General features: G+C 60.8%; 22 protein-coding genes. All 22 read right to left on the bottom strand.

Translation table 11 applies throughout. The features are described from left to right. Nucleotide 1: 1 nt before the first annotated feature. Nucleotides 2-1,240, bottom strand: a complete 1,239-nt coding sequence (locus tag PseuLF5_RS07875; protein ID WP_123465160.1) for a DNA circularization protein — start codon at nucleotides 1,238-1,240, stop codon at nucleotides 2-4. Next, entirely contained in the window at nucleotides 1,227-2,807 is a 1,581-nt protein-coding gene (locus PseuLF5_RS07870) for a phage tail protein (RefSeq protein ID WP_340133319.1), read from the bottom strand. The genes PseuLF5_RS07875 and PseuLF5_RS07870 overlap by 14 nt, the downstream gene beginning before the upstream one ends. A 130-nt stretch (nucleotides 2,808-2,937) precedes the next feature. Further along, nucleotides 2,938-3,234, bottom strand: a complete 297-nt coding sequence (locus PseuLF5_RS07865) for a phage tail assembly protein (protein WP_007908778.1) — start codon at nucleotides 3,232-3,234, stop codon at nucleotides 2,938-2,940. Continuing rightward, nucleotides 3,231-3,578 (bottom strand): phage tail tube protein, encoded by a 348-nt coding sequence (locus tag PseuLF5_RS07860; RefSeq protein ID WP_007964335.1) that lies wholly within the window; start codon nucleotides 3,576-3,578, stop codon nucleotides 3,231-3,233. The genes PseuLF5_RS07865 and PseuLF5_RS07860 overlap by 4 nt, the downstream gene beginning before the upstream one ends. 67 nt (nucleotides 3,579-3,645) lie before the next feature. Beyond that, nucleotides 3,646-5,142, bottom strand: coding sequence for a phage tail sheath subtilisin-like domain-containing protein (locus PseuLF5_RS07855; RefSeq protein WP_340133318.1), 1,497 nt, complete (start codon nucleotides 5,140-5,142; stop codon nucleotides 3,646-3,648). Continuing rightward, complete coding sequence (locus tag PseuLF5_RS07850) at nucleotides 5,142-5,324, bottom strand: DUF2635 domain-containing protein (protein ID WP_123465154.1); 183 nt, start codon at nucleotides 5,322-5,324, stop codon at nucleotides 5,142-5,144. Before PseuLF5_RS07850 ends, PseuLF5_RS07855 begins: the two co-directional genes overlap by 1 nt. Further along, complete coding sequence (locus tag PseuLF5_RS07845; RefSeq protein WP_340133317.1) at nucleotides 5,321-5,905, bottom strand: phage tail terminator protein; 585 nt, start codon at nucleotides 5,903-5,905, stop codon at nucleotides 5,321-5,323. The genes PseuLF5_RS07850 and PseuLF5_RS07845 overlap by 4 nt, the downstream gene beginning before the upstream one ends. A gap of 154 nt (nucleotides 5,906-6,059) precedes the next feature. Then, nucleotides 6,060-7,088 (bottom strand): phage late control D family protein, encoded by a 1,029-nt coding sequence (locus PseuLF5_RS07840; RefSeq protein WP_123465150.1) that lies wholly within the window; start codon nucleotides 7,086-7,088, stop codon nucleotides 6,060-6,062. Between the two features lie 9 nt (nucleotides 7,089-7,097). After that, nucleotides 7,098-7,310: a tail protein X gene (locus PseuLF5_RS07835; protein ID WP_007964330.1), complete on the bottom strand. Its 213-nt coding sequence runs from the start codon at nucleotides 7,308-7,310 to the stop codon at nucleotides 7,098-7,100. Next, entirely contained in the window at nucleotides 7,303-7,686 is a 384-nt protein-coding gene (locus PseuLF5_RS07830) for a phage tail protein (RefSeq protein WP_186745179.1), read from the bottom strand. Before PseuLF5_RS07830 ends, PseuLF5_RS07835 begins: the two co-directional genes overlap by 8 nt. Beyond that, nucleotides 7,683-10,148, bottom strand: a complete 2,466-nt coding sequence (locus PseuLF5_RS07825; protein WP_340133316.1) for a phage tail tape measure protein — start codon at nucleotides 10,146-10,148, stop codon at nucleotides 7,683-7,685. The genes PseuLF5_RS07830 and PseuLF5_RS07825 overlap by 4 nt, the downstream gene beginning before the upstream one ends. Nucleotides 10,149-10,276: 128 nt before the next feature. Next, entirely contained in the window at nucleotides 10,277-10,858 is a 582-nt protein-coding gene (locus PseuLF5_RS07820; RefSeq protein WP_128614953.1) for a phage tail assembly protein, read from the bottom strand. Nucleotides 10,859-11,009: 151 nt separating this feature from the next. Continuing rightward, nucleotides 11,010-11,516: a phage major tail tube protein gene (locus PseuLF5_RS07810; protein WP_222833555.1), complete on the bottom strand. Its 507-nt coding sequence runs from the start codon at nucleotides 11,514-11,516 to the stop codon at nucleotides 11,010-11,012. After that, the gene (locus PseuLF5_RS07805) at nucleotides 11,516-12,682 is read right to left on the bottom strand and encodes a phage tail protein (RefSeq protein ID WP_128614952.1); all 1,167 of its coding nucleotides are present in this window, start codon (nucleotides 12,680-12,682) and stop codon (nucleotides 11,516-11,518) included. The genes PseuLF5_RS07810 and PseuLF5_RS07805 overlap by 1 nt, the downstream gene beginning before the upstream one ends. Nucleotides 12,683-12,684: 2 nt before the next feature. Beyond that, nucleotides 12,685-12,870 carry a hypothetical protein gene (locus PseuLF5_RS07800; RefSeq protein ID WP_007964321.1) on the bottom strand — a complete coding sequence of 62 codons (186 nt, stop codon included), beginning with the start codon at nucleotides 12,868-12,870 and terminating at the stop codon, nucleotides 12,685-12,687. Between the two features lie 93 nt (nucleotides 12,871-12,963). Then, a complete protein-coding gene (locus PseuLF5_RS07795) occupies nucleotides 12,964-13,518 on the bottom strand; it encodes a DUF4376 domain-containing protein (protein ID WP_340133315.1) in 555 nt (184 codons plus the stop codon). Further along, nucleotides 13,518-16,196, bottom strand: coding sequence for a phage tail-collar fiber domain-containing protein (locus tag PseuLF5_RS07790; RefSeq protein ID WP_340133314.1), 2,679 nt, complete (start codon nucleotides 16,194-16,196; stop codon nucleotides 13,518-13,520). Before PseuLF5_RS07790 ends, PseuLF5_RS07795 begins: the two co-directional genes overlap by 1 nt. Next, nucleotides 16,197-16,832 (bottom strand): phage tail protein I, encoded by a 636-nt coding sequence (locus PseuLF5_RS07785; protein ID WP_123465136.1) that lies wholly within the window; start codon nucleotides 16,830-16,832, stop codon nucleotides 16,197-16,199. It lies immediately after the preceding gene. Beyond that, nucleotides 16,829-17,824, bottom strand: a complete 996-nt coding sequence (locus tag PseuLF5_RS07780) for a baseplate J/gp47 family protein (protein ID WP_128614651.1) — start codon at nucleotides 17,822-17,824, stop codon at nucleotides 16,829-16,831. The genes PseuLF5_RS07785 and PseuLF5_RS07780 overlap by 4 nt, the downstream gene beginning before the upstream one ends. Further along, on the bottom strand, nucleotides 17,821-18,153 hold the full coding sequence (locus tag PseuLF5_RS07775; protein WP_123465132.1) for a phage baseplate protein: 333 nt from the start codon (nucleotides 18,151-18,153) through the stop codon (nucleotides 17,821-17,823). The genes PseuLF5_RS07780 and PseuLF5_RS07775 overlap by 4 nt, the downstream gene beginning before the upstream one ends. A 15-nt stretch (nucleotides 18,154-18,168) precedes the next feature. After that, the gene (locus PseuLF5_RS07770) at nucleotides 18,169-18,777 is read right to left on the bottom strand and encodes a phage baseplate assembly protein V (RefSeq protein ID WP_123465130.1); all 609 of its coding nucleotides are present in this window, start codon (nucleotides 18,775-18,777) and stop codon (nucleotides 18,169-18,171) included. Nucleotide 18,778: 1 nt separating this feature from the next. Then, nucleotides 18,779-19,300: a hypothetical protein gene (locus PseuLF5_RS07765; protein ID WP_340133313.1), complete on the bottom strand. Its 522-nt coding sequence runs from the start codon at nucleotides 19,298-19,300 to the stop codon at nucleotides 18,779-18,781. Between the last annotated feature and the right edge of the window lie 42 nt (nucleotides 19,301-19,342).

Here is a 19,342-nt window from a genome sequence, read left to right as displayed (position 1 = left end):
CTCACTCCCTGGAGACTTTCACGTCATTGGGCGACAGGAACCCGGGATGGGCAGCCGCATTGCGCTGGATCACTTCAGTGACACGCGTGGCGTCGGTGAATTGTTTGTAAGCCACCACCAACGCCGGCAGGCTTTCCTGGAAGGACTTGCTGACCAGTCGCACACCAGACGAGGCGACAGCCTTGAGGTGCGCATTCAAGGCATCCTTCACGTCATTGATCGCTTGAAAATGCGCTGGCCCGGCCTTGTCGAGCATCGGATCGAGCGCCACTGCCACCGCATCACGCAACGCCTGCATGTCGTCCGTGACCGGTACTTCCTGACGGCTGACCGGCTGCCTGGATTGATGATCCAGAGACGGTGTCGATGACAGCTTCACCGGTGTCGACGCCACGGGCATGGAAGCTACCCATTGCGCCACCTTGACCAACATCGTGTCCTGCACCAGATCGGCCATGGCTTGCGCCGCTGCCGTGGTGTCCTTGCCGGTGGTGAGCTTCGGCGCATCGGCCTTGCGGATCGCTTCGAGTTGTTGCGACACGTCGGCAATCACGCCACGGTAGCCTTCCCTGGCGAACGCTTTCAGCTCCTTGATATCGCCGAGCAGGCCCTTGAACTCTGCCGCCACTTCCTTGGGCAGCTCCTTGACCGCCTTGACCAGTTCAGTGATCTCTTTGTACTGGTCGATCAGTGGCTGGAGTTGTTCCTTGATCACCTCGTAGACCCCGGTCAGGCTGTTACGCAGATTGGCAATGCCGATCCGCGCTGCCTTGATCAGCGTCATCGCCTGTTCGAAGCGCGCCACCGCCGAACCCAACAGCGTGTCGGCCTTGGCCAACAGGACTTTCTGGGTGCTGACGCTTGCGGTCGGAAACGGCAACGGCTGGTCGGGATAGAACTTCAGCGTGAACGTGACCAGCCCACCGTCCTGGCGGGTGTGGGTCATGTCGCATTCGCCGACCTTGACCTGCAGGCGCCCCAGCCACGGGTGCACCAGTTCGCCACTGCCCTGCTCCAGCGCCTTGAGCAGCTTGTCGCGCTGCTCCAGGCAATCGGCGCCGACGATGAAGGCCGTCAGATCGTGGGTCTTGGCCTGCTGGCCGAGATCCTCGAAAAACGGCAGGTCGCGTTGCGGATATTCGTGCAACTGACCTTTGCGACCGACCGGGGTTTTCGCCTGATCGATCCAGAACCCGACACCGCGAAAGGATGCCGGCAACAAACGGTCACGCCAGTTCATTGGAACCTCCCACGGACAGCGAGCGATAACCGATGCGCGACGACAGCGCCAGGCCCGGTTGATTGGTGTGCGGTTGATCGGTGCGCAGCCCGACCGGTGCATTTTCGAAGCGCACGGTCAGGCCGCCTTCGAGTTGCGTCCGGTTGTTGGCGGCGCTTTGCTGGATCAGGGTGTTTGAGGTTTGCACCAGTGAGCCGCCCTGCAACACCGGCTTCTCTGGCACCGGCACTGCGGCCGGCAGGCTGCCCGCAGGCGACAATTCGATCGAGGGCGATTCGCTGTTGCCCTTGAAAAACACCGGCGCCAGCTCGCCTTTGCCTTCAGCATTGGTTTTCAGCTGAGCCTGAGTGAAGACATCCACCCGGGCCTTGGCGTCGGCAATCAGTTCACCGAAACCACCGTTGAAAAACGCCTTGATCGGGGCGATGGCGTCCTGAAACTTCTGCGCCCACTTTTCAATCCAGGCCGTGACGGGGGCCCAGTTCTCGATGATCTTTTCCAGCGGCGACCAGCCCAGTTGCTCACGAATAATCGCGTAGGTCGCGAGGAACGGCAGCTTGATGTAATCCCAGATCGCCGTGAACACGCTGACCACACCGCCCCAGATTGCCTGAATCACTTCAAGCGGCGACCAGTCGAAGAAGCTCTTGAGAAACGCCTGCACGGGGACCGACACCGCCCTGAGCAAATCCCAGATCGAAGAGAACAGACTGACGATCGGTCCCCAGTTGTTCAGAATCAGCCCTTGTGGCGAATAGTTGAACACGGTCTTGTAGAACTCGATCACCGGCGCCGCAATCGCTTTGAGGCCGTCCCACAACGCCGAGAAAAACGCCATGACCGGCCCCCAGTTGCTGATCAATAGCCCCAACGGCGTGTAGCTGAACATCGTTCTGAAGAACTCGGCCATCGGCACCACCACCGGCGCGATGGTCTGCCAGAGCCCGATGAAAAACGTCGAGAGCGGTTTCCAGTAAGCCACGATCAGACCGGCCGCCAGGGCAATACCGGTAGCGATCAGCATGACCGGATTGGCTTTCATCACCAGGCTCATCACGTCGAGCACCTGGGTCGCACCGGTCACGGCGGTTTGCATCGCCGAGAAGGCAATCGCGCCTGCCGCCAGGCCTTGCACCAGTTCAGGGTTGTCATTGAGCAAGTTGCCCACCCCGGTCATCAACGGTTCTAGCCCGACCACCACCGCCCCCACCGCCGGCACCAGCGCGGCATTCACTGCCGTGGACACCTTTTCCATCGACGCACTGAACACGTTCATGTTCTGCGCAGCGACTTTCGGCGCGGCGGGCAGGTCGACGGTTTTCGCCGTCTCGCTGACCTCGGTCAATTTGCCTTGAAAGGCTGCCGCCGATTTGATGCCGTCCACAAACGGCGTGATCACGCTGCCGCCCTTGAACAGCCCGCTGATATCCAGCTTGCCAAGGCCGGTCTGTTCGAGGTTTTTCTTGAAACTCTCGACCCTGGCCCGGAGGGCGCCGAGTTTGGGCGACAGCTCATCAATGCCCGTGATCAGCACCGGCGTTTTCACTTTCTTGTCTTCGTCTGCCATCACTGCACCTGCTGCATCGCATTGATCCGTTGCGCGTGCTCCAGCGATTCGCGGAGCACATCCAGTGGCCTGGCCATCATCTGTTCGGGGTCAACCTTCCAGAACCAGGCCAGGTCATAGGCGACTGCGATCAGGTCGGTGATGGCGCCGACGCCGCACTCATGAAAAAACTCGCGACGGCCCAGCTCAACGCGTTGAGGTCAGCCAGATCGAGCTGGTTGACCGACGACGGTGGAATACCGGCGCACACCGCGATGTACTTGGCCGCCACGTCCATGTCGAGGCTGACTTCTTCGCTCTTGTCGATCTTGTACGGCAGCGCCTTGATCGCTCGCACTTCCTGCACCGTCGGACGGCGCAGGACGAGTTCGGTCAGGGGCTCGCCGTGAGCTTCGATCGCAACCTGAAGCTTCACGGCGCCGCTCATTGCCAGGTCCCCTTGATGCCTTCGAATTTCAGTTCGATGGTGGCGTCATCGCCCTTGGAAACCGGCTCTTCGACCAGATAGGCACCGGCCAGCACGTAGACTTTGCCGTTGCTGAATTCGCAGGTGACGGTGATGTCGGTGCCTTCGATCAGCTTCTTCAGCGGGAAGTCGGCGGTGTGCAGCGCGGTCACTTTGAACGACGGCGCGACGTCGGTTTCCTTGTAGAAACCCGGTACGACGGTTTCGCGTTTGACGGCCATCAGCGGGGCTTCGCAGCCGCCGTTGATAGTCAGTTGTGCACCGTCCACTTTGACGTAGCAGGTGCCTGCAATCACTTGACCCATGGTGTTACTCCCTTCAAATAAAAAGCCCACGCAAGGTGGGCTGAATGCTTACGGTCAAACGCGGCGATCAGGCCGCGTCGTCGTATTGCAGACGGAACTGGTTGAGCAGTGCGAACACGCGCAGACCGTTGATGTAGTCCGGCGGGAACAGCACGTTCACGCGGCTCGGATCCTGCACGTCGCGCTCGACGATCAGGTGCTCGGCGAACAGCTCAGCGTTCTCCACGTGGCCTTCCAGTTCCAGCTTGGCGTACTGGGCGATCAGCTCGCCGCGAATGGTCGCTGGCGTCACGATCGGCTGGCCGGCGCCGAAACGGGTGCCGTCGGAAGCCAGTTTGTGGCGACCGTATTTGCTGGTGATCACGCTTTGCAGACGACGCACGATGAACGCCGACTGGTGCATGGTTTCGCTGTCCAGATAGGAGTTGTCGGCCTGGCCGTAAGCGTTCTTCTGGTAGGTGGTGATCGAGCGCTGGATGCGCACGTAACCGCCTTCGTAGTAGGCCGTGGCGATGCCGTAGTTGAGCAGCGACTGACGCTCGGTCAGGGTGAAACGCTCACTCGCCGGTGCAGGGTCAACGCCCGGCAGGCTGCCGCTTTGCGTCGGACGGCTGGCGTCGGCAGAGATGAACACGGCGGTGCGGGCAGCCAGTGCGGCGGCCTGTACCCAGACCGGTTGCGGCACGCCTGGCTCCAGCGCCTGAATGGTCATGTGCTGATCGTTGCGTGCCTGGCCTGCAGCGACCAGGGTCCCCACAGTGCCGCGTTTGGCGCTGTAGACGTGACCGAACAATTGCTTGGCCCAGGACCAGCGACCGGTACTGTCATCCATGACCGCTTGCCAGGTGTTGAGGGTCGACAGATCGGACCACGGCAGTGCGATGAACTCGAACGGCTCGTCGCCCAGTGCCGCCACGGCAGCGATTTGATCCGGCACGCCAACGCCACCGGTCATCGGGGTAATGGCCGTGACCAGACCCGCCGGCGTTTCTTCGCCATTGCTCTTGCCCAGACGGTTGAATTGCAGGCTGATGTCGTTACCGCTATCGCCGGTCCATTTGGCGCTCAGGGTCACCACGCCTTCGGCGGCCACGGCACTCACTGGCAAATCCGCCGTGGCATTGACTTTGAGCGCCAGCGCGGTGGCGGCCTGTGCGGCAGTCGCGCCGGTGACGACGCTACTCTGAACGCGCACGCCGCCCACGTACAGATTGAGCACCCCTGCCTGCGTAGCGGCACCGGTCAGGGTCAGTACGCCTTTGGCGATGCTGCCTTCGCTGTTGTGCAGCGGCAGGCACCAGATTTCACCGACCGGATCGGACTTGCGGAAGGTCTCGTACATCGAGGCGAGCATCGAGCCCTGTCCACCGATGCTTTTGGCCAGCGCCACGCTGGAAACCAGCACCAGTTTGCCGGCATCGGCCGGCGCGATATTGTCGTTGACCTGAGCCACGATCAAACGACGCATGCTCGAGCTCGCGGTATTGGCGGCCGAGTTGTCCATCTCGGCGTAGAACAGCGGTACACGAATGTCCGCGGGGATGTTGCTGAATCCGATCGCCATTATTTGGCTCCCTGTGGTTTAGCCGCTTTTGCGGTTTTGAGTGTGATGTCGCCGTCGGCCAGACGCCGGCGCCACCAGGCGCTGTCCAGCACTTCACGGCCTTCGAGCGGGAGCAGATCGCCCGCCTCCGGGTCAGGTACGGCACGGCCAATGACCGGCAGCACAGTGATGCGTTTGCTCATGGGGTTACGTCTCCAGAGAAAGTCAGTTCCACGCGCCCATCGGGGCCCGGGCGTTTCAGGTTGGGGTCGGCCGGGTCGATCGCATCGACCCGAACCGTGGCCCCGGTAAAGGACGACAAACCGTCCAGTTCGCGTTCGTGCCAACTCTCCGCAGGCTGACTCGGCAGATTGCGGCCGAGCTGGAACTCGGCAAAAAAGCGCAGCCGGTAGAACCCGCGACTGCTGTTGATCGAGACCATTTCGCCGCCGTCATAGACGATGGCGCCGTAGCCGTCGCCCGGCTTGAACCCGACCAGTGCGCGCCACAGCTCGGCGCGCAGGTCGTGCAACAGATCCAGCGCTTTTGTAGCGTCGGTTGCGTCAAGCGCGAGGACGATTTCGAAGCGGTCGCGGATTGGTTGGGCGATGAGGTTTTGCGCGGTGCTGTTGCTGGCCACATCGGCGATTGGCAGCACGTGGGCCGAAGGTGTTGGCAGATCGGCGTTGCCTTGCAGCAAGGCCAGATCGACACCAACGACAATGTGGTTGGCAAGGCCAGGGCATTGCGCACGCAACTGCGTGAGGATCGGGGTGATCTTCATGAGGGTGTTCCAGAGTTGAGTGAAATGCGGTCTGCAGAACACTGCAAAAACCTGTGAGAGCGAGCTTGCTCGCGAAAGCGGTGTTTCAGTCGATGGCTCTTTGAATGTCAGATTGCATTCGCGAGCAAGCTCGCTCCCACAGGGCTATGTGTGGTCAGTCCTTGGCTTCAGCCTTGGGATCGAGACAGCTGGCATCAATCACGCAGCGATAGCTTTCCTCGCGCTTGCCGCTGGCGGTGACCTTTTTGATCGACCAGCGACCGCGCATGAAGTCCGGCCAGGTGTCATCGAGCACCAACAGGCCTTCGGCGGCCAGCAGCGGATCGCCCGGGCAGGTGACCTTCAGCGTGTATTTTTCGCGCAGCATCTTGCGCACTTCGGCTTCACCGATGGCTTTGGCTTCTTCTTCACTCGCCTGTTTCTGGCGAATGACCTTGTAGGGTGCGGAACCGGTGATCACCTCCTGCAGCTTGCCAAGAGCACCGTCCCAGAAGCTGGTCTTGCAACCCTGATTCTGGGTGCGGGCAGTCTCTTCCAGTGTGGCGCTGATAAAGGCGTGATCACCCGGTCGATTGTTGCTGGTCACCGATAGCCTGACGTCCGGTATCACCTGGCCCGAGAGGTTTTTCAGCTGCGCCGGTTTCGCCAGCACGTAGAGGTCGTTGAACGGTTTGGCCACCGCGTCGTACTTCTTTGCCAGTCGCGTGATAAAGCTCATGTCGGTCTCGTTCGACTGGTCGACATGAGCAATCCGGATCAGCGCCAGTTCAGGATCGACGCGCGGCGAAAAACCGTGCCGCGAGACCAATTCGCGAAACAGTGCGCCAAGGGTGGTGGGGCCATGACTGGCCGTACGCCGTTCCTTGAATCCGGTTTCGTCCTTGCCGCTGAAAGGCGCGGCCGTAGCGACCAGCGTCAGGCGCAGCGGGAACAGCGTTGGTGTCAGTCTAGTCACCTTGAACTGGCCCTTTTCGACCAGCCCGGACTCCAGATAACCCACCCGCAGGCCGATGGTTCCGCCCAGGGTCGGCAAGCCTTCGAGGCCTTCCAGGTCGATCACCAGTGTCAGTTGATCGGACTCCATCCCGGCAGCATCAACGTGCTCCCAACTGATCAGACGCTGGTTCAGCAGGTCCTTGTTGGCCCCGTAGATTTCGATCGCCGGGGTAAATCCCTGTGTCATGCAACCTCCTTAGTCCCAGGCCAGAACCGGTTTGATCGCGGCGGGTTTGCTGTCGAGTTCCGGCAGCGTCACCCATACACCTGCCGGGAGAATCGGACCACGTTCGGCCAGGGTCGGGTTGAGTTTCCACAGGGCTTCTTCGGCGCTGTCATCGCTGCGACCGGTTTCGCGGTACAGCAACAGATTCACCGAATCGCCGGCCATGCTTCGTACCTTACGCATTGTTGAACTCCGCCAGTTCAAGGGTCCAGTCGACCACCATCGCCGTACCATCATCGATGACGCAGGTCTGGGTTTCCTGAACCATGGTGATTCGCCACAGGCCCCAATTACGGCCGATGCCATCAATCAGCGGTAGCGGCACACGAAGGGCTTGCAGCGCCCGCAGCTCATCCAGCCGATCCATGGCCACCGCGTACATTGATTTACCGGTGATGGTCAGGGTTTCGGGTTTCTGGCCAATTTGATGGGACTTGGGTTTGCTGGTGAGAATCTGCAGTTCCGTCCAGCCGCCGTCGGACTTGCGCAGAAAACTGCTGTAGGCAAAGCCGCGTGACAGGCCAAAGATGAAACTGCCCAGGGCCATTTGTTGTTTCATGTGGCGACTCCATCGGTCAGGGCTGCGTCACGTCGTGTGGCGAGGGGATTGATCGGCATGATCTGGCCCAATTGCCCCATGGTTGTTTGCACCACCAGATTGGCCAGTGCCTGGGCGCTGGTCTGGTCCTGACCATTGATGTTAATGGTTGAGTTGAACGTGACCGGCTGGCTGGCGGCTGTGGTGGCAGATGCCCCGGGGATCGTGGAAATCGCCGAGGTCGCGATAAGGTCTTTGCTGACCTGTGCAGGTGAGCCGAGACGATCGACTTGTGTCCCTAGCTTGTCGCCCAGGGAATCACCGATCGCGCCCCCCGCCATGCTTCCGAGCCACCCGCCAATTGCCGTGCCCACACCGGGCAAAATCAACGTGCCAAGTGCTGCACCGACGGCGGCCCCAGCAGAAGACCCTGCCAACGAGGCACCGGACGACACGACGGCACGCTTATCGCCCTTCATGACGCCGGTGACCATTTCATATCCGGCACTGAGCAACCGCAGCGGCGGTGCCCGTTTGGCAAGCAGTCTGCCTGCCCTGGCGTAAGAACCGGACAGTGAAGCGGCCGGTGCAGGACTGACGGCTGATGAGCCTGCAAATGCCGTCATGGTTCCCGGCCAGTACGTGCCGGACATGCGGGGCAGAACGGGTGGTGCCAATGGTGCATTGATCCGTGGTGGCCGAGGGGTCACCGTACGGGGGCTTTTCGCACCTTGACCGGTTTGTTCACGTCGGACTCGAGGCTTGATGCTTGACCGGCGAGGCTTGAGTCTGTCACCCGTCCCGCCGCCCAGCGGTTTGCAGCAGCAGTCATGGCCCGCGCCATTTCCGGCAGACGTTTTCTTGGCTTTCGGGTCTTCAATATCGGCAATCAAACCGCCAAGACCGAGCGGCAATTTTGAAGCGACGCCCTTGAGCAGTTTGTCGGTGAAATTGCCGAATGCCTTGGCCATCACCGCCACCACGATGGCCGACAGTCCAACGCCCGCAAGGGCCAACGCCGTCGAGGTCTTGGGATGGGCTTCAGCCATATCGGCCACGCCATTAGTCATATTCGTCAGCGAGTCCAGCGTGCCGGTCGCATCCGGCGCTAACGCCGTGATCAGACGATTGAGGCTGGCATCGAACGCATTCCAGCTTCGCTGAGGATCTTTGCCCGCAGGCTCGGCGCTGCGTTCAATCGCGCCGCTGTAAGCCGGTGTCAGTGGATCATTGGGCTTGAGCAATGAAAGCGGCGTCTGTGCCTCGCCGGGTTTGCCCATCCACTGGAGCACGCCCCCCTCACCCTTGAATGGCGATACGAGGCTGCTCCGGGTCGCTTGCGAGGACACAAGCGTCGACGTTCCTTCCAGTGTGGCCGGCGCGACCAGCGAAAACGCTTTTTGCAGGTCTTCGGGTTTCGCCAGCAGTTTGCGTACACCGTCATCGCCACTGAAAAGTGTCTTGATCAGTGCTGCTTGCTGCTCTGCCGGTTGTTGCTTCAATGCCATCAACGCTTTGACAAGGTTGTCCGGTACGTTTTCGGTCAACTTGCCGGGATCAAGGCCCAACGCCTTCCACGCCGACTGCTCGGCCGCCGAGCCTTGAGTACCTTTGCCCAGGGCTGCGCTGATACTTTTCACCGTCGCGCCGGCACCGGCCTTGTCGACATCAGCGTTGAGCAACGCGGCTGACAGCGCCGCCAACTGCTCGGGCAGGATCCCCACTGCAACGGCCGACTCGCCGGATTGCTGCACGACCGAGCCGATGTCGGCAGCCGTCGCATTCAGTCCGCTGTTGCCCAGATGCTGAGTCGCATCGGCCAGCAGCTGACCTTGAGTGCGATCCAGTTTCATCGACACTTGCCAGGCCGACAGCATTTCACCGGCCGACTTCAGGCTGATGCCGAACGCCGCCGCATTGACCGCTGCATCCTGGGCAAAGTCCAGCAGCACCTGTTCCTTGTCGGCGCCCTTGAGACCCGCGCCGATCCCGGATCGGCCAGCCGCGACTTCGACCTGCACCAGATCCACGACCGTCGCCCCACTGCCGGCAACTCGTTTGTCGGTGGCCAGTTTGAGGTTGGCTTTCGACATTGTGTCGAGGTCGCCAGTCAGGCCTTGAACCTGCTTGATCTGGGCCATGGCGGTTTCCAGGGCCATGGCCGATTGCAGGTAGGCCGGAGGCGAGCGTTGTTCAATCTCAGCCTTGAGCTTTGACTTGCTCTCGCCGCCAGCCGCCGGCGCGGCAGTTACCATTGGCACCTTGAACGATGCCAGAGCCGTGTTCAGCCCCAGGACAACGGCGCCGAGTTTGATCTGTTCACGCACCAGACTGCGGATGTCCAGGCTGGCCGTGAGCAGCGCCTCTTTCAGTTCGGACAGTGGTTTGATCAGGCTGTCTGTGGCCGATCCCCCTGCCGACAAACCGGAACCCGCGCCGCCCGTTTGCGCGGCGTACATCAGCGAAAACGATGTGTTTGCCATGCCGCTCTACTCCTGTTTCACGCCAAGGCGAGTGATCGCTATGTCGTAGCGGCGCAACGCCTTTTCGGCGTCCCATTCCAGAATCTCCGCTTCACTTACCGGGTAAATGAGCGGGACGATATCGAGGATTACTTCGATGTCGCGTTCCGAAAGTAGGCCGCCGGCTGGTTTAAAAAATCGTCGATGCGCACCTGCAATTGCGTCCAGTCAGGGACGCTCAAGTGGGCCAGATCGGGGATCATCAGACCGGTGCAGTGGGCGGTGATGAACTCGGCGCGTTCCTTGGCCGTTTTCAGTTTTTTCATCACTTTGGTGGCGCGCAGTGCGGGCATTTCCAGCGACAGCGAGGTCACGGTGCGGCCGGTCACGGCAAGCGGTTGCAGCAGTTGCACCTGGTCAGGATCGGCGGACTTTTCCGCGTCCTCGACCTGCTCCAGAAAGTACGACGCCGGACGGGTCGACATCTCGTGCACGTACTGGGCAATGCTCACGTAATCCGGGCGTTTGAGCTGATCGAGTTCCTTGACCGACAGGCCAGTGGCGAGCAACGCCAGTTCGAAGAACTGATCGTCTTCATCATCGCCGGCGCGTTCCAGTGCTTCTTTTTGTGCGGCGTAGAACAGTGGCTTGAGCTGGATCTGCTCGATCTGCGCGCCGTCATCGCCGGTGATCGGCGACAGCAGGTCATGCTGGGGTGGCATCCACGACATGTATGAATTCCTTGGTGATTCGTAAAGATCCACTGTGGGAGCGAGCTTGCTCGCGAAAGCGGAGTGGCATGCAACATTGCTGTCGACTGACTTGACGCCTTCGCGAGCAAGCTGGCTCCCACAGGGTTTGGTGATTGCCTTCAGCCGTGGCTTACGGCATCAGCACCGCACGACGGGCATCACCGAGGATGTCGACGCCGTTGAGCACGAACTTCTGGGTGCGCACGTCGATGTCGATCACCGGGATGCCGTTTTCCAGGCGGGTGTAGGTGCGGCAGGACAATTCCAGGGTGGTCTTGGGTTTCTCACCCATTTTGATCACGCCCTCATCGAGGATCTTCAGCTTGCCGCCGACGGTGTGGTAGGTGAACCAGGTGTTGCCGTCCTGATCCTGACCGGCTTCACGCACGTTCAACAGAATGTCATCGCCGAGCTTCACACCCAGGGCGAGCATGATTTCCGGGCCAGCGCCCTGCAGGATCAACTTGGCGCCAAGCGCCTTCGCGCTTTTGGCCATTTCTTCGACAATGAAGCGTCCGCCCGCCATGTTTTCCATGTCGAATTCGATTTTCGGCGGGGTGAATTCCTCCACGGTCGCCGACAACGGCAGGCCTTGCAGGGTGGCCGCGATGGCCTGGCGATTGCGGTTGGTAAACATTAGAGAACGTCCTCCAGGAACTGCTCGATGATTTCATCGCGGGCGTTGAGTTGATAAACCATGTGTTCGTTCGGCGCGTAGCGGCCGTAGTCGATGACCACGTACCAGGTGCCGTTCTTGTACTTCTCGACGCTGTTGAGTTCCGGGTGCAGGTACACGCTGCCGCCCGGAATGGTTTCGTCGGCGACCAGGGTTTGCAGCCAGTCGTTGATGCGCTTGACCTCTTGATCCATGAAGGACTTGGTCAGGTTCTTGGCCATGGCTTTCTGGCCGGCCTTGACCAGCTTGCGGCTGATCGCATCTTCGAGGCCGACGTAGCTGATGAACTTGCCGGTGATCGAGCGGTTACCCAGCAGCGAGAAGCCGCCAAGCACGGTGCGGGCGTAGTAGCTGACGCCGTAGCGGTTAAGCAGATCGCCTTCGGTGGAGGTGTCGAGGATGTTGTATTCAACGACCCGCGACACGTCTTCGGCGTAGGTCACCTGGTTGCCCGGGCTCTCCCACTGCTTGACCTTGGCCAGCGCGGCAATCGCCAGGCTGGACGGTGCGAGGAAGACATTTTTCTTCGCTGCTTTCGAGTACACCGCCGGCATGTTGTGCACCACCAGGCAACGGTCGAAACCGAGATCCGCACCGCCCAGTTCCTGGCTGTAGGTCACTTGATCGGCGACCGAGGCATCCTTGCCATCCAGCACCACACGGGCCTTGATGCGCTTGCCGAACGAGGCGAACTCGCTGGCCACCGCTTTGGTGCCGGTGAAGCCCGGCGCGCCGATGATGGTCAGGTCTTCCGGGACACTGCCCAGCGCGGCCAGACCGAGCTTGCGGCCGGTGGCTGGATCGACGCCGCCGATCACCGCGTTAACGGTGTCAGCCGGGGTCGCGCCCGCTTCGACAATCACCACGTACACCGGCACCTTGACCACTTTGAGGATCTGGTAAACCGCGTGGTACAGGGTGCCCTCTTCCGAACCGGTCGGATCGAGCAGCGCATGGGTGGTAAAGCTGTTGATGCGAAACGGAGCGTTACGCGGAATCAGCGGATCGGCTTTCGGCGCGGTGCCGACCAGACCGATGACGTTGTCACCCAGGCCACCCATGGCCTCGGGGGATTCAGTGGCATTGACGGTAATGCCGTTGTGCTCGAAGTTCAGAACCTCAGCCATAGTTAGTCAGCCTTCTTGGCAGCGGCCTTTTTGGCCTGGGTGGAGGGGGTTTTCAGTTCCAGTCGACCGGCGCTGTGCAAGGCACTGGCCTCGACGTCGAGCAGATCAAGGTCTTGACCGACGCTCGACCAGTGCCCACCGCCGGTGGGGAATGGGACGAGCACGGTGTAGGTTTGGCGGGTTGCCATTTTTCGTTTCTCCATAAACGGGAAAGCCCCTCGTGGGGAGGGGCTTTGGCGGGTAAGAAAACGCCCCGACGGTGCGGGGCGTTTATTGAAGCGTCACAAACCGGGCTCAGGCACTGGCGGTACATCTGGCCAGCCCTCAGTCAGCATTTCGGGACGATAATTTCCACTGTCGATTGCCAGCAGCAACTCGCGCTCGCGGTCAAAGCAAGCCTGGACATGAGTGCGTACAGCCTTGGCAATTTCGAGAATTCGCGGCGCATCAATTTCGACGAAGCCATTGGCTGACTTGAAGTTGCATCGGTATTCCGGATCGACGATTGCCGACAAGCCCATTCCAGCAATCAGCGTCTGGCTGTCACGAGTGGTTTCGATGGTTAATCCGTCGACAATGACGCCACCGGCTTCGTGCATGAAGCGTTCGGCGGCAATAGCGACCGCTTGACTTTCAGGCGTGGCTGTTATCGGTAGCTCGGGCGAAAACAACCACTCCCCGCCTTGCTCTTTCGCCAGCCAGCCTTGACGGGGAAGTGGATCGAGATGATCGACGCACACCCACACCAGCGTCGGCGGATACATCGTCGAAATATCACCGTTGGTTTCGATTTGCTCGACAACCTTGTCGGCATAAATACGAACATAGACGCTCATCAGGTCCACTCCTCGATAATCAGGATGCCGTCGGCACCGTTGCCGCCTTTAAAGTTGTACGGGCACGACGGCTTGGCCAAAGCACCTCCACCACCTGCACCAGGATTTACGGCCCCCTCCCCCTCACGACTGGCGCCGCCCGAAGCGTTACCACCCGGTCCAAATTTGCTCGGACCTCCTTCACCGGATGTACAAAGAGCCAGTGTCGGCCCGCTCACTCCGCCACCGCCCTGGCCATTTGCATTGAGGGTCGATCCACCTGATGCCAACTCAGAGTTTGGGCTTCGGCCAAGTTGCAGAGGCGGTACACCGTTGAGCGAGAATCCTCCGCCGTATCCTCCTGGTGCAGCGATTCCGGCAAAAGAGGTTGTCCCCCCATTGAGACCGACATTTACAACAACGCCCACACCACCCTTACCGATAGTGATCTGCTGACCATCGAACCCTTGAGTCAGCCAGCCTTCTGCGTAAGCGCCAGCACTACCACCGCAACCAGCGGACAGTTGAGTGTTGGCGGTCGAGGCAGCCCCTCCGCCGGCACCGCCACCACCTTGCAGTCTGTATTTGATTTTTTTGGTGTCAGGACCCGATTGATAAAGATCGTTGGCCTTGAAAATCCGGGTTCTCAGATAACGTCCAGAAGTGTTGCGAACTTCAACAGCGAGAGCGGCGACGTCGATGCTTCCTTGATTGACCGCCGCGTTCCAGGCTTTGATGCACCACATCACCGCCAGGTTGCGTGGACGCGTAACTCCCAATGCCCCAGTACTAACCGGAGTGGCGCCAGCGGTGAATACCGCATTGGAAACGCTGTAATCCGTCGTGTTATGAGGGTCAAGCCCATGTGCGTCCTGAAGTCCGGCATCTGATGCCATGTTATGCCAGAGGCCCGAAACTGCCGGATTGACATTGGAGGGGTCGAAAGACTGGAGGCTACCTTTTTGCCAACTGCCGATCGGACGTCCACCGTCTACACCACGCCCATGATCCCAACCGCGTAAAAACTCACCACGCGACTCCGGCAAGCGGAAGTTGCCCGTGCCCTCGTTGCCTTTGTTGTAACTGGTACCGAGATAAGCGGCCAGATCCGGATAAGTCGCAATGCTCTGCACGCTGCCATCCAGCTCCAGATAACCAGGCGCAACGATCCCCGTCGGGAATGCCAAAACAGCACCCACCGGAACGGCGGACTTGAGACGTTCAACTTCCTTGGCCAGCGCCGCTACGTCGATGGTTCCCTGATTGACCGGTGCGTTCCAGGCTTTGATGCACCACATGACGGCGATGTTGCGAGGGCGGGTTTCACCTCCCCCCATAGCCGAGCCATCAAGAGCTTCGACCCCCTGTGTTTTACTATTGGTATCAGGTTGCCCAGAAAGTCCTAACTGCACCGTTGCCGCTATAGATGTACCGGTCCCTCCGCCGTATTTGGCCATGAGGTAGTGCATATGCTCTTTGACTTCATCAGGCTGCCAATCGCCGATCCCTCGACTGAGATCTACCCCACGTCCATGATCCCAACCGCGCAAGAACTCCCCGCGCGCTTCAGGCAACCGGAAGTTCCCGACACCCTCATCGCCCTTGTTGAACTTGCCGCCCAGATAAGCGCTCAAGTCCGGGTAAGTCGCGCTGCTCTTGACGCTGTTGTCCAGCTCCAGAAAGCCCGGCGGCGGTGTATCGACCGGGAAGGCAACAATCGAACCTACCGGCAACGCCGAGGCCTTGGCGATCAGCGCTTCAACTTCAGCCTTGGTGTAAGAGTCCTTGATGCCAAACCCGGCCAACGTCTCAGGATTTGCCCCGGCAGTCGCCCGGCCATATTCATCAACCGTCAGACTCTTGTAAGTCCCGGCCGCAATACCGGTTCGACCGGCGAGCATCTTGAACGTCAGCGCAGTCGTGCCGAGGGTGATCGGCGCATTGGTCGTCAGGTGCCACAGCGAATCACCGTTCGCCACGCCCTCCTCCACCATCACCGTCAGGCCCGGCGTCACCTTGGCGCTGATGTTGGCATCGGTCGCCCGCACCCAGTCGCCGTTGGCGACGACCCACAGGCCGTTATCCTTGGCCAGGGTCTGGTTCGCAACAAGCACGCGGTCGCCAGCAATCACAGCCACGCCGTCGATCTGCTGCGCACCGTTCAACACGATGTTGGTCGAAGCCGCGACGCGCACAGATTGCTTGCCATCGAGTTTGCCGAGTTCTTCGGCGAGGTAACTCATGACCCAGGCACGAGTGGCCTTTACCACGGTGTCGTCGATCAGCAACGTCACCAGCGACGCATTGCTGGTCTCGAAAATCGAGCGAATGTAGAACTCTTTACCCGAACCGGACGTGGCCAACACCGGTTTGAACGACTCCGGGTATTTGACGATGGCGTACAGAACGCCGGTGTCAGTCCATAGCCCTGCTTCCCGTACATACCAGCCGCCGACGTCCGGCGGAATGGTCACTTCAGCGAGCAGCCAGCTCGGATTCTTCTCGTCCTGGAACAGCGCGTTGAGTGGCCCGCGCCAGACTTCGCGTTTCAGCGCGGTGGCGGTCGCGGCCGGGTTGTAGACCGCGCCGCCGCCGTCGCCGACGGAAATCTGCGTCAGCTTGATCGGTGTGCCCGCGGCCTTGCACGCCGTTTCGTAGGCAATCCCTGCGTTGGTGAGCAGGGTGTAATAGTCAGCCATTCAGGCCCCCTGAGGATAAATTGTGGATGTTTCGACGGTGTACAACGCAGCGGCCATGAACGCCTCGCCAGAGGTTTCAAGCCCTTCGATGAACACCGGATAAACCGTGGTCAGTTCGCCGCAGAAAGTCGCAGCGGCGATGGAGTGGCTGCCGAACGCGCTCAAGCCAACGGTTACCGAAAGAATGTCCCGCTCGCTCTTGGCATCCGCCAGGCGGCGATCGAGACGAGCGTCGATTTCTGCGCTGTACGGTTGCTCGCTGAAGGCGCGCACGGTGAAGCTGTAAGGCACGCCGGGTGGCGATTGTTCGTACCAGGCGCGGACTTCGGGGCGCAGTTGTAAACCCTTCGCCGCGTTTTCCAGCGCCTTGCGAGTGCCGGCCTGGCGCGCGGTGGGCCAGGCCAGTTCGACGGTCAGGCGTTTTTCCGCTTCCGGTGCGCGGGTGCTCCATTCGGCGACGCCGCGATCCGCCGCCAGATACGGCAGGAACGCCACTGGCGTTTCGCTTGGATTCATCAGTTCAGGGAACGGCGGCGCGATGCGATCAAGCAGTGTGCCGAAGCCCAGATCCAGCCCCCGTTCGAGTGCCGAGCTGTTGGCCGGCAGCAGCGTCCGGCGATGCGTTGGCTCACTCATAGCGTCAGCACCTCAACCTCGACCGCCGTGCAGTAAGGCGCCTGAAACGCAGTGGTCACGACCGGCGCCAGCGGTTCGAGAATCTGCAGTTGCACGGCGCCGGCGCTGTGCAGCGTGTAGTCGATCCAGCTCGGATCGACCCGCCCTTCGAGGCGATGGCAACTGTCGGCGTAGGCCTGCAACTGCTGCTGCGCGGCGACTTTGGTCAGGCCTGAATCCGGTCCCGAATTGATCTTGGCGACGACGCGGATCTTGTAGCGTTGAATGTCGGCGGCCTTCACGGTGACGAGGTCGGTTTCCGGTCGTACATCCGGCCGGGCGAAGTGTTGACGCACGCCTTCCAGCAACGCCGCGGAAGGCGTGCCATCGCCGTCTCGCGACAGCACGGTGACCTGCACTTCCCCCGGCGCGGTACGACGACCATTACCATCCTTGACCTGTGCAGCGAGGCCGTCGGGGTTGAAGGTGTAAGTGACGTTGACCACACCCGCATCGGTGGACTCGACCTTCACCGACGGCCGTTCGCCGAGGGTGAATACCTCACGGCGATACTGCATCCGTGAACCCGCCGCCGGGGCATGCGGCGCCAGGTAATAACGCAGGCGTGCATCGTCATCGCTTTCGTAAATCGCGGGCACCGGCGGGAACGCTGTCGGGTCGCCCGGATCGAGCAATTGTCGCTCCAGGCCCATGTCCGCCAACCGCGCATCGAGGTTGCTGCCGGTCGCCCACCACGCCAGCATCTGCTTGATGCGGGCGTTGTATTTGCGTTCGTGGGTTTGCAGCCGAACGCAGAAGGCTTCTAGCGCCATCGTCAGCAATTCGCTCTCGTTTTCCAGGCTGGTCTTGAGCTTTGCGGCACTCTCGGGCGAACGCGCACCGACGTATTCGACGACGAAGGTCTTGAACTCGGCGAGCAGTTCTTCGAACGCTTCGACAGTGATCAGCGCGGGTTCGGCCAACTGGTTCTGGCCGGGGATCAACATACTCATGTCACGACCTCGAAGGTTTGTTGACGGTTTTTCCAGGTGCCGGCGAAGCGCAGCAGCAAGCCGGCGCCCTGGCGGGTGGCGACGATCACTTGCGGCTGAAAATCGCTGATCCCGTTCTGCGTGTTGTAGAACGCCTGAGCCGCGTGGCTCTGGGCCAGAAGCAGAACGTCGTCACCGAGGTTCTGCCCCAGCAGCGTGGGGATCAGCGAGCCATAAAGGGGCCTTTTTTGCCGGGTGCCCAGCGGCGTGGTCAGGGCCCGGGTCGCGCGCTGCACAAACTGCAGCCAGTCGTCGACCGTGGCCCCGTTGTCTCTATCAATTCCGATCATGTTCAGGCTCTTGAATCAGGGGCTGATGACGCGGCCCTGGTGATCGACCAACGGGCCGCTGAAGTGCACACCCGAGGCGTCGATGGTCAGGCCGACGGCGCCCAGTTGCAGGCTGATCGCTTGCGGCGTCATCGCCAGTTGCGCCGGGCCGATGCTCAGTTGCAGCGCCTGGCGAGAGCCAGTGAAGGCCGCCGGCCCGTTCTGCCAGTGCAGGGTGTGACTGGCGTCGTCGTAACCGCTTTCGCTGCCGTCGACATGCACCCGTCGCGTCAGCGTCGGTACCGTTGCCGTCGGCGGAAACCGATCACTGTTCAGGCCGAACAGCGCCACACTTTGCGCGCCGCTTTCACCACTGCCGTAGTTAAACAACAGACACTGTTCGCCGACGCTCGGAATCCGCGATTCGCTCTGGGCGCCGGCACTCGGATTGAAGAATTTGATGGCCGGCGTGAGCAAACCACCGTGGCTGACCTGGCAGGTATTGCTCGCAGCATCGACGGTCTGGCAAATGCCGATGCGGCAGAAGCTTTCGGCGCGTCGGTGCAGGTCGTCGATCTCCGCTTCCATCTCGGCCAGCCGCTCGATGATCGGGCCGAGTTGCATGCGCAATAGTCCGTCGAACATCTCAGGCCTCCAGCGCGGTGTATTGGTCGGGGTCGTCGATGTTGCTGACTTCCCAGGTACGGGCGAATTTCGGCGTGCCGAGCGGATCGTCGAGCAAGGTAGGGCCGAGGTAGAGGGTCTGATTGAACGACAGCGTCCAGGCTTTGTATTGCTGATCGCCGCGGATGAGCAATGACGGCAGGCCATCAATGTTCATTGGCAGATCGCATTGATCGCCGGGCAAGCTCCAGCGGTTGTCGATGATCAGGTTTTTCAGCACCGCGATCAGATCGCACGCTGCAAATGCGCTGACGGCAAGGGCGGGGATGACGCGCAGGGACACCGTCATGACATGAGCAATGCGTCCGTCCGCGGCGCGCTCTCCCGGTCCATTCCGCTCGAAGTTGATCAACACCCAGGCCTGATCGCCCGGCGCAGTGAAATCATCGTGATTGCCGACGTTGAGGTTGAGTCCGGCAGTGTTGCGCAGTGTCGTCGCGATGGCTGTGAACAGTTGCGACGGCTGCTGGATCGGTGTGGGCATACATGACCTCCTTTTCAATCGTCCACGCGCAGCCCTGCCGCC

Origin of the sequence: Pseudomonas sp. LF-5 (assembly GCF_037626295.1) — a bacterium.
Classification (GTDB): Bacteria; Pseudomonadota; Gammaproteobacteria; order Pseudomonadales; family Pseudomonadaceae; genus Aquipseudomonas; species Aquipseudomonas monsensis.
Note: the sequence above shows the minus strand (reverse complement) of the source record. Positions and strands in the feature narration are given on the sequence as shown.